The sequence below is a fragment of the Actinomyces dentalis DSM 19115 genome (genome assembly GCF_000429225.1).
Taxonomy (GTDB): domain Bacteria; phylum Actinomycetota; class Actinomycetes; order Actinomycetales; family Actinomycetaceae; genus Actinomyces; species Actinomyces dentalis.
Genome location: NZ_AUBL01000052.1, coordinates 18,137 through 27,708, shown reverse-complemented (window position 1 = coordinate 27,708; position 9,572 = coordinate 18,137). Strand labels below are relative to the sequence as shown.

At 74.4% G+C, this 9,572-nt stretch carries 7 protein-coding genes and 1 pseudogene; 3 read left to right on the top strand and 5 right to left on the bottom strand.

From position 1 onward, the window contains the following. From G446_RS20075 to G446_RS0111325, 3 genes and pseudogenes are all read right to left on the bottom strand, one after another. Nucleotides 1-240: pseudogene (locus G446_RS20075) on the bottom strand (hypothetical protein); the annotation flags it as partial. Between the two features lie 97 nt (nucleotides 241-337). Next, entirely contained in the window at nucleotides 338-625 is a 288-nt protein-coding gene (locus G446_RS0111330; protein ID WP_051285951.1) for a helix-turn-helix domain-containing protein, read from the bottom strand. Beyond that, complete coding sequence (locus G446_RS0111325) at nucleotides 622-1,434, bottom strand: hypothetical protein (protein ID WP_026410232.1); 813 nt, start codon at nucleotides 1,432-1,434, stop codon at nucleotides 622-624. The genes G446_RS0111330 and G446_RS0111325 overlap by 4 nt, the downstream gene beginning before the upstream one ends. A gap of 245 nt (nucleotides 1,435-1,679) precedes the next feature. Here G446_RS0111325 and G446_RS0111320 point away from each other — a divergent pair, with 245 nt between their 5' ends. Beyond that, nucleotides 1,680-4,397 (top strand): ATP-dependent Clp protease ATP-binding subunit, encoded by a 2,718-nt coding sequence (locus G446_RS0111320; RefSeq protein ID WP_026410231.1) that lies wholly within the window; start codon nucleotides 1,680-1,682, stop codon nucleotides 4,395-4,397. Between the two features lie 102 nt (nucleotides 4,398-4,499). Here the strand turns inward: G446_RS0111320 and G446_RS0111315 are convergent, their stop codons facing one another. Then, nucleotides 4,500-5,183, bottom strand: a complete 684-nt coding sequence (locus G446_RS0111315) for a hypothetical protein (RefSeq protein WP_156916635.1) — start codon at nucleotides 5,181-5,183, stop codon at nucleotides 4,500-4,502. Between the two features lie 205 nt (nucleotides 5,184-5,388). On the opposite strand from G446_RS0111315, the gene G446_RS0111310 reads away from it, so the two are divergent. Continuing rightward, entirely contained in the window at nucleotides 5,389-6,093 is a 705-nt protein-coding gene (locus G446_RS0111310; protein WP_084779198.1) for a TetR/AcrR family transcriptional regulator, read from the top strand. Between the two features lie 423 nt (nucleotides 6,094-6,516). Here the strand turns inward: G446_RS0111310 and G446_RS17540 are convergent, their stop codons facing one another. Beyond that, nucleotides 6,517-7,416 carry a glycerophosphodiester phosphodiesterase family protein gene (locus G446_RS17540; RefSeq protein ID WP_084779197.1) on the bottom strand — a complete coding sequence of 300 codons (900 nt, stop codon included), beginning with the start codon at nucleotides 7,414-7,416 and terminating at the stop codon, nucleotides 6,517-6,519. Nucleotides 7,417-7,463: 47 nt separating this feature from the next. On the opposite strand from G446_RS17540, the gene G446_RS0111300 reads away from it, so the two are divergent. Beyond that, the gene (locus G446_RS0111300; protein WP_026410228.1) at nucleotides 7,464-9,566 is read left to right on the top strand and encodes an NAD(+) synthase; all 2,103 of its coding nucleotides are present in this window, start codon (nucleotides 7,464-7,466) and stop codon (nucleotides 9,564-9,566) included. The last annotated feature ends 6 nt before the right edge of the window (nucleotides 9,567-9,572 follow it).

The window sequence follows — 9,572 nt, the reverse complement described above, 5'->3', positions numbered from 1 at the left end:
GGGCGTGGAGCGGGTGGAGGGCGTGGGGGAGGCGCTGGGTGAGGGCGGGGCGGGGCTGTCGGTTCTGCGGCGGACGCTCACCCCGGGGGCGCTGCTCGTCGGCTCCTGCGCGGCCGTGGTGGCGGTCGCGGCGGGTTCGTCGGTCTCGGAGGATTCGGCGGATCCGCCCTGGTTGCAGGCGCCCAGGATGAGGCAGGCGCCCAGCAGTGCCGCGACGAGAGAGGAACGGGGACGGCGCATCATGCCCTCCTTGGGCGCCCGGTGCCGGTGCCGCGGGGCGCCCGGCGACCGAGTCGTGTAGATCACAGGAACGCCGTCATCCTACCCCGGATCACCGTCATGAAGAACGCGATTGCGCAGGAGGGTCCGGAATGATCTCGAGGAGGTCTCCGACGCCGCAGTCCAGGGCCCGGCAGACGGCGACGAGGGTGGAGAAGCGGATGGCCCTGGCGCGGTCGTTCTTGAGCACCGAGAGGTTGACGGCGGTGATGCCCGCGCGCTCGGAGAGCTCGACGAGGGTCAGTGCGCGCGCCTCCAGGAGCCGGTCGAGGTGGCAGACCACCCGCGCCCCCGGATCCTGCGGCGGCGTCCCCCCGTCCAGCTCGGGGCGCCGCCCGGACGTCATACGAGCCCCTCGGTCTGGCTGCGCAGCTCGGTGTTCTCGATCCGCAGCGCCGCGGCGGCGCGGGCGGAGCGGTCGAGGGCCGTGATGAGCAGGTCGACGAGCCAGGTCGCCAGGGCTGCGGTGAGGAAGGGGCCGAAGCCGAACGAGCCCTGCAGGAGGATGTCGGCGCCCTCGGGCAGGCGGTCGAGCAGCTCGGAGCCCTGCGCGGACCGTTCGAGGACCCGGGCGAGGGGATCGTGCTGGACGAACCAGAACCAGACGAAGGCCGCGGTGATCGTCCAGCGCATGACCCGCGAGCGGTGCACCACCTGCGGCCAGGTGGCGGGGCGCAGGCCGTGGACGCTCAGGGCCAGGCGCGCGACGGCCGCGAGCGCGACGACGACGAGCGCGACGCCGATCGCGTTGGCGATGACGAGGAGCCCCACCCAGAGGGCGGGGACGTCGGTGAGCGTGACCAGGAGCTCGGCGCTGCCGCCGTCCACGTGCGGCCGGATGCCCGCGGCCCCGGCGCCGACGGCGTCGAGCGGCAGGTCCGCGATCCGGGCGGGCACGGTTCCGGTGCGGACCATGGTGACCAGCGTGCGCAGGAGCGGGGCGAGGCCGTAGCCGATGAATCCCAGTGCGGGGACGGCGGCCAGGACGATGAGGGCGAAGTCGTTCGTGTCCCACCACGGCGGATCGCGGCGGGCCCCGCCCTCCTCCGCGCCGCCCGGGTCGGGGGAATCCGGGGGCCCGGTGTCCGCACTCGTGCGAGCGCGCTCGCTCGCTCCGGGGGCCCGGTCCGCGGCGGGTCCTCGAGCGCGTGTCATGACGATCCTCCTCGTCGGGGCGGGGCGCCGGTGAGCATATCGATGATCGATGCATCGATAGTCGATATGGTCCGCCTCGGAGTCGAGTTCGTCAAGGGTCACGTGGTTCGGGTCACAAGGCCTTCGGCAAAGTTGAGCGGAATAGACTCAACTCTGCCGGGGTTGGATTCCACGGAGACACTCGGGCCCCGCGCCGCCCGCGCCGGGCCCGGCCGTCACGAACACGTCAAGGAGGTCCCATATATATGGACACGAACTACACCACCAAGTCGCAGGAGGCGATCTCCGGGGCCATGCAGGCCGCCGCCGCGGCCGGCAACCCCCAGATCGAGCCCGCGCACCTACTCGTCGAGCTCCTGGCCCAGCCCGACGGCGTCGCCGCCGGACTGCTCGCCGCCGTCTGCCCCGACGCCGCGGCCCGTCAGGCCGTGGGCGCCTCCGCGCGCCGCATGCTGACCCGGCTGCCCGCATCCTCGGGCTCCTCGGTGACCCAGCCCCAGCCCTCGCGCGCCCTGCTGGCCGCCCTGGAGGCCGCCGGCGAGGCGGCCAAGGAGCTGGGCGACGAGTACATCTCCACCGAGCACCTGCTCATCGGCCTGGCCAGGGGCGACGCCTCCGGCTCCGCCACCGTGGCCCGCGCCCTGGCCGACGCCGGCGCCACCCCGCAGGCCCTCGTCGAGGCCCTGCCCCAGGTCCGCGGCTCCGCCCGCGTCACCTCCGCCAACCCCGAGGGCACCTACAAGACCCTCGAGAAGTACGGCACCGACCTGACCGAGGCCGCCCGGGAGGGCAAGCTCGACCCGGTCATCGGCCGCGACGCCGAGATCCGCCGCGTCGTGCAGGTCCTGAGCCGGCGCACCAAGAACAACCCCGTCCTCATCGGCGAGCCCGGCGTGGGCAAGACCGCCGTCGTCGAGGGGCTGGCCCAGCGCGTCGTCGCCGGCGACGTGCCCGACTCCCTGCGCGACAAGCGCCTGATCGCCCTGGACCTGTCCGGGATGGTGGCCGGCGCCAAGTACCGCGGCGAGTTCGAGGAGCGCCTCAAGGCCGTCCTGAAGGAGATCAAGGACTCCGACGGCGAGATCATCACCTTCATCGACGAGCTGCACACCGTCGTCGGCGCGGGCGGCGGCTCCGAGGGCGCCATGGACGCCGGCAATATGCTCAAGCCCATGCTCGCCCGCGGCGAGCTGCGCATGGTGGGCGCCACCACCCTGGACGAGTACCGCGAGCGCATTGAGAAGGACCCCGCCCTGGAGCGCCGCTTCCAGCAGGTCTTCGTCGGCGAGCCCTCCGTGGCGGACACCGTCGCCATTCTGCGCGGCATCGCCCCCAAGTACGAGGCCCACCACCAGGTGACCATCTCCGACGGCGCCCTGGTGGCGGCCGCCACCCTGTCCGACCGCTACATCACCGCCCGCCAGCTGCCCGACAAGGCCATCGACCTCATCGACGAGGCGGCCTCGCGCCTGCGCATGGAGCTGGACTCCAGCCCCGTCGAGATCGATGAGCTGCGCCGCCGGGTGGACCGCATGCGCATGGAGGAGGCCTACCTGGCCGAGTCCATCGAGGAGGAGGGCGGGGCCGACTCCGCCTCCGTCGACCGGGCCGCCGTCGAGCGCCTGGAGCGCCTGCGCGCCGAGCTGGCCGACGCCTCCGAGAGCCTGGCCGCGCTGGGCGCCCGCTGGGAGGCGGAGAAGGCCGGGCACAACCGGGTCGGCGAGCTGCGCGCCGCCCTCGACGAGCTGCGCACCAGGGCCGACCTGGCCGAGCGCGAGGGCAGCTTCGAGGAGGCCGGGCGCCTGCGCTACGGCGAGATGCCCGCCCTGGAGAAGCAGATCCGCGACGCCGAGGCCGGCGAGAGGGCGGCCGCGAGCATCGTGGGGCCCGACGGGGTCGAGCGCGCCGCGGCCGAGCCGATGATCGCCGAGAAGGTCGGCCCCGTGGAGATCGCCGAGGTCGTGGAGTCCTGGACCGGGATCCCCGTGGGCAAGCTCCTGGCCGGGGAGCAGGACAAGCTGCTCCAGATGGAGCGGGTCATCGGCGAGCGCCTCATCGGCCAGAGGGCCGCGGTGGCCGCCGTGGCCGACGCCGTGCGCCGCTCGCGCGCCGGGGTGGCCGACCCCGACCGCCCCACCGGCTCCTTCCTGTTCCTGGGGCCCACGGGCGTGGGCAAGACCGAACTGGCCAAGGCGCTGGCGGACTTCCTGTTCGACGACGAGCGCGCCATGGTGCGCATCGACATGTCCGAGTACTCCGAGAAGCACGCGGTGGCCCGCCTCGTGGGCGCGCCCCCCGGCTACGTCGGCTACGAGGAGGGCGGCCAGCTCACCGAGGCGGTGCGCCGCCGGCCCTACTCGGTGGTCCTGCTCGACGAGGTCGAGAAGGCCCACCCGGAGGTCTTCGACATCCTGCTCCAGGTGCTCGACGACGGGCGCCTGACCGACGGGCAGGGGCGGACCGTGGACTTCCGCAACGTCATCCTCGTGCTCACCTCCAACCTGGGCAGCCAGTTCCTCATCGACCCGCTGCTCAGCCCGGAGGAGAAGCGCAAGGAGGTCATGGCCCAGGTGCGCGCGGCCTTCAAGCCCGAGTTCCTCAACCGCCTGGACGACATCCTCGTCTTCGACGCCCTGACCAAGGAGGAGCTGGGCCGGATCGTGGAGATCCAGCTGGCCAGGATGCAGCAGCGCCTGGCCGACCACCGGCTCACGCTCACCGTCACCGACGCCGCCCGCGCCTGGCTGGCGGACGAGGGCTACGACCCCGCCTACGGGGCGCGCCCGCTGCGCCGCCTGGTCCAGCGCGAGATCGGCGACCGGCTGGCCCGCATGATCCTGGGCGGGGAGGTCCTCGACGGCCAGGAGGTCGTCGTGGACGTCAGCCCCGAGGGCGAGGGCGCGGGCCTGGCGCTCATCGCCCGGGGCGAGGCCTGGGCGCCGTCGGCCGCCAGCGCCGTCTGAGCCGACGACGACGCCGACGCCGGCCCGGGCCCCCGACCGGGGTCCGGGCCGGCTCTTCACCGCGGGCGCGCCCTCCATCTCCGGGGCGCGCCCGCGGCCTGCTCACAGGTACTGGCGGAGGTAGCCGACGATCGTCCAGGAGCCGTCCTCGTTGCGCTGCAGGTAGAACAGGCCCATCGTCTTGTCCGGCGCCCCGCCGGCGTCGTTGGTGAAGGTCAGGCGGCAGGTCACCGTGGGGGAGCCCTCCGAGTCCCCGTCCGAGGGCGGCTCCGCCCCCTGCGTGCACGAGCCGGCCGTCACCTCGATCCGGGGGTTGTCCACCCCGAACTCGGACCACCGGGCCCCCATCATGTCCCAGTCGTTGAAGACGGTCCTGACGGACTTCTGCTCGGCGGTCATCCTGTCGTAGACGCTCTGGGCCGCCACGGTGAGGAAGGCGGCGGAGTCGTCGTCGGCGATCGCCCGCACGGCGGTCGACCAGGCCTCCTCGAGGGCGGGATCGGTCGTGGGGCTCCCGGTGGGCTCCGGCAGCGGAGTGGAGGTCGACGACGGGGGCCAGTCGGTGGCGTCCTCGGAGGCCGAGGGCGAGGGCGCCCCCTCCGAGGGGACGGGCGCGCCCCCCGAGGGCGGGGCGGCGCCGTCGGCCGCGGTGGTGGAGCCCGAACCCGGGGCCGCGCTGGTGGAGCCGGTGGTGGAGCCGTTGCCGCCGCAGGCGGCGAGGAGCCCGACGGCGAGCAGGAGCGCGACCGGAGCGGCGAGGAGTCTTCGGCTGATCGGCGTGGACATGGTCATTCCTCCTGGAGGTCAGGGATGCGCCGAGGCGACGGCGCGAACGCGCCATCCACCATAGGGGCGCGCGGCTCGCGGCGCGGGTGCGGGGGTCGCGGGCGTGTCCGCGGGCGGGGCGCGAAGGCGCGCCGGGCCGCGGGCGGTGGGCGGGCGGAGGCGGCGGCCGGAGGGCGGGCGGAGCGGCGGGTGCCACAATGCCGGTATGAGTCTTCCGTCCGAATCCGCCGTCTCACCAACCCCCGCGCCCCGGCGGCGCGGACCCGGCCGGCCCCCCACCGGCAGCGAGGACAAGCGCGAGCGGATCCTCAACGAGGCCGTGGCCCTGTTCGGCGCGCGCGGCTACGCGGGCACCTCCCTGGCCGACGTCGCCGACGCCGCGGACATCTCCAAGGCGGGCCTGCTGCACCACTTCTCCTCCAAGGGCGCCCTGTTCGCCCAGGTCCTGGAGCGCCGCGACCGGCAGGCCTCCTCCCGGATCCTCCGGGAGGAGGACAGGGAGGATCCGTGGCTGCTCCTGGACGCCTTCGCGCGGCTCGTCGAGCACAACGCCCGCCATCGCGAGCTCGTGGCGATCTACACCGCGACCGCGGTGTCCGTCCTCGACGCCGACCACCCCGCGCACGCCTGGATGGCCGGGCACCTGGCGGGCACCGTCGAGATGTTCGAAAGGGCCTTCGAGCGGGGCAAGGAGGCCGGAACCGTGCACCCCGGCGCGCCCTCGCGCCTCATCGCCCGGACGCTGACGGCGCTCAGCGACGGCCTGCAGATCCAGTGGCTGTGCGCGACCACGCCGCGCACGGCGGCCCGCGAGTCCCTCGGGACGGACATGGCGGCGGAGGTCCGGCTCTACGCCGAGGGCCTGAGGCGCCAGTGGCGGCTCGAGCCCGCCCGGCGGGAATCGGCGTAGCGGCCGCCTCGGCCCCGGCGGGAGGGGCGGGCCCGGCCCGGAGGGGCCGCGAAGAAGGGGCGAGGCCCCGCACCACCGGTGCGGGGCCTCCTGTTGGGCTCGGGGGCGCGGTCCCTGAATCGCGGCTTCCCCGAACGCCTCGGCAGGTCAACGGGGTCCCTGATCCCCTCGTGCCGAGGGCGTTCCAACGAGCATCATCATACTGGTCCGCGGGCCCTCAAGTCACCACAAAAGCCCTTTTCAGGTCTCAAGATGGTGACAGATCGGCTCCGAGACGATCACGGCCCCGCCCCCGAGAAGTCTCAGAGCTCCTTGTGACCGAGCAGATCCGCGGTTTCACGCCGTAATTCGGGCCCCGGGCCGGTCGGCGGCCGAGGGGGGCGACTCGCCCCCGGAGCCCCCGGATCAAGAACGTGACCTTTGTCATCTTTTGCCGGCGGTCGTCTCCGCCGCCCGATCGCCGCCGCCGTCGAGCCCCCCGAGCTCGTGCACCCGGTCGGTGAAGATCCCCGTCGCGCCCCAGTCGAAGAGCTCGACGGCGCGCTCGCGGGTGTTGACCGTCCACGCGTTGACGCCGTAGCCCAGCGCCCGGATCTCCTCCACGCGATCCCGGCTCAGGCCCGCCTGCGCCGGGTGGACGGCCCGCGCCCCCAGCATCTCGACGCGGGAGCGCCAGTCGTCGCCGAGCGCTCCCGGCCCGGTCAGCAGCGCCAGGGCCGTGCCCGGCCGGCGCCGCCCCATCCTGTCCAGCAGGAGCGGGTTGAAGGAGGACACGAGCGCCTGCGAGGCCGGGGCGCGCTCGGCCAGCGCGTCGAGCTGCGCCGCCACGTCGTCGACCAGGCGGCGGCAGGCCGCGGCCCCCGCCTGGCAGGACTTGAGCTCGACATTGACGCTCATCGCGGTCTCGGCGACGACGTCGAGCGCCTCCGCCAGGGTCGGCAGGCGCTCCCCGGCGAAGGGGCGCGAGCCGTCCCCGGCCCGGAACCAGGAGCCGGCGTCGATGCCCGGCAGGTCGGCGGCGCGCAGGCGGTAGTAGGAGCCGGTGCGGTCGGTGGTGCGGTCCAGGCGCGAGTCGTGGATGACGATGACGGTGCCGTCGCCGATGACGTCGACGTCGATCTCGACCCACCGGGCCCCGGCCCGAGCGGCGGCGCGCAGGGCCGCCGGCGTGTTCTCCGGGGCGAGGGCGCGCGCGCCGCGGTGGGCGAAGACGATCCGGGTGCCGGGCGGCGTCGGGTGCGGGCACGGGGCGGGGGCCCAGCCGGCCGGGGCGTCGGGGCGGGGCCCGGTCGGGGGCCGGGGGCCCGCGGCGGCGCTGCTCATGGGCCGATCATGCCCCGCCCGGGCCCGCGCCGTGGGAGGATCGCGTCATGACACAGGCCAGCGCCGCGCCCGACATCGAGTTCCGCTCCGCCTACGACCAGGGCTTCGCGCGCGTGGCCGCCGTCACCCTGCCCGTGACCCTGGCGGACCCGGCCGCCAACGCCGCCGCCGTGATCGCCCGGGCCCGCCGCCTGGGCGAGGAGGGCGTGTGCCTGGCCGTCTTCCCCGAACTGGGCCTGACCGGCTACTCCATCGACGACCTCCTCCTGTCCGACGTCCTGCTGCGCGAGACCCTGGCCGCCATCGAGACCATCCGCGCCGCCTCCGCCGGGTTCCTGCCGGCGATCGTCGTGGGCGCCCCCCTGCGGGTGGGCGGGCGCCTGTTCAACTGCGCCGTCGTCATCGCCGGCGGGGCGGTGCGCGGCGCCGCCCCCAAGTCCTACCCGCCCGCCTACCGCGAGTTCTACGAGAAGCGGCACTTCGCCTGCGGGGGCGACGCCGGCGAGCGCGACATCGACGTCAACGGCGCGCGCGTCCCCTTCGGCACCGACCTGCTGTTCGAGGTCGACGACGTGCCGGGCCTGGTCTTCCACGCCGAGGTCTGCGAGGACATGTGGGTGCCCGTGCCGCCCTCGTCCCTGGCGGCGCTGGCGGGCGCCACGGTCCTGGTCAACCTGTCCGGCTCGCCCGTCACCGTGGGGCGGGCCGAGGACCGCGAGCTGCTGGTCCGGGCCTCCAGCTCGCGGGGCCTGGCCGCCTACGTCTTCGCCGCCGCCGGACAGGGGGAGTCCTCCACGGACCTGGCCTGGGACGGGCAGACCCTCGTCTACGAGAACGGCGAGCTGCTGGGCTCCACCGAGCGCTTCGGCGAGGGCGCCCGCGCCGCGGTCGTCGACGTCGACATCGAGGGCCTGCTCGCCGAGCGGGTGCGCCAGGGCTCCTTCGAGGACAACCGCCGGGCCCTGCTGCGCCCCGGCGCCGGTCCCGGGGGCGCCGGCTTCCGGACCGTGCGCATCGGCCGGGGCGACCTGACCGTCCCCCGCACCGACATCGGGCTGAGGCGCGCCGTCGACCGCTTCCCCTTCGTCCCCGACGACCCGGCCCGACTCGCCCAGGACTGCTACGAGGCCTACAACATCCAGGTCGCCGCCCTCGTCCAGCGGCTGCGCGCCATCGGCGAGCCCCGGATCGTCATCGGCGTGAGCGGGGGGCTGGACTCGACCCACGCCCTCATCGTGGCCGCCCGCGCCGTCGACCGCCTGGGCCTGGGCCGCGAGCACATCCACGCCATCACCATGCCGGGCTTCGCCACCAGCGCCGGGACGAAGTCCAACGCGCTGGCGCTGGCGCGGGCGCTGGGCTGCCACGTCGAGGAGCTGGACATCCGCCCGCTCGCCGAGCGGATGCTCGCCGCCATGGACCACCCCTACGGGCGCGGCGAGCGGGGGCGGGAGGTCTACGACGTCACCTTCGAGAACGTCCAGGCCGGGCTGCGCACCGACCTGCTGTTCCGCATCGCGGGCCGGCGCGGCGGCATCGTGCTGGGCACCGGGGACCTGAGCGAGCTGGCGCTGGGCTGGTGCACCTTCGGGGTGGGCGACCAGATGGCCCACTACGGGGTCAACGCCGGCATCCCCAAGACCCTCATCCAGCACCTCATCCGCTGGGTGGTGGCCGAGCGCCTCTTCCCCGACGACGTCGGACATGTGCTGCTGGACATCCTGGGCACCGAGATCAGCCCCGAGCTCGTGCCCGCGCACGAGGGCGAGCCCATCCAGTCCACGCAGGCGAGGATCGGCCCCTACGCCCTGCAGGACTTCACCCTGTGGCACGTGCTGCGGCGCGGGTCGCGGCCCAGCCGCATCGCCTTCCTGGCGGAGAGGGCCTGGTCCGACCCCTCCGCCGGCGCCTGGCCGCCCGGGCTGCCCGAGGAGGAGAGGGTCGCCTACGACCTGGCCGCCATCAGGAAGTGGGAGCTGGTGTTCTTCAGGCGCTTCTTCTCCAACCAGTTCAAGCGCTCCACCCTGCCCAATGGCCCCAAGGTCGTGGCGGGCGGCTCGCTGTCCCCGCGCGGGGACTGGCGCATGCCCTCCGACGCCTCCGGCGCCGCCTGGATCGCCGAGCTCGAGCGCAACGTGCCCGGGGCCTGAGGGGAG

Coding starts and splice junctions, on each gene's coding strand:
- G446_RS0111315 (WP_156916635.1), bottom strand. CDS start 5,183: ATGTCCACGCCGATCAGCCGAAGACTCCTCGCCGCTCCGGTCGCGCTC.
- G446_RS0111320 (WP_026410231.1), top strand. CDS start 1,680: ATGGACACGAACTACACCACCAAGTCGCAGGAGGCGATCTCCGGGGCC.
- G446_RS0111330 (WP_051285951.1), bottom strand. CDS start 625: ATGACGTCCGGGCGGCGCCCCGAGCTGGACGGGGGGACGCCGCCGCAG.
- G446_RS0111310 (WP_084779198.1), top strand. CDS start 5,389: ATGAGTCTTCCGTCCGAATCCGCCGTCTCACCAACCCCCGCGCCCCGG.
- G446_RS0111300 (WP_026410228.1), top strand. CDS start 7,464: ATGACACAGGCCAGCGCCGCGCCCGACATCGAGTTCCGCTCCGCCTAC.
- G446_RS17540 (WP_084779197.1), bottom strand. CDS start 7,416: ATGAGCAGCGCCGCCGCGGGCCCCCGGCCCCCGACCGGGCCCCGCCCC.
- G446_RS0111325 (WP_026410232.1), bottom strand. CDS start 1,434: ATGACACGCGCTCGAGGACCCGCCGCGGACCGGGCCCCCGGAGCGAGC.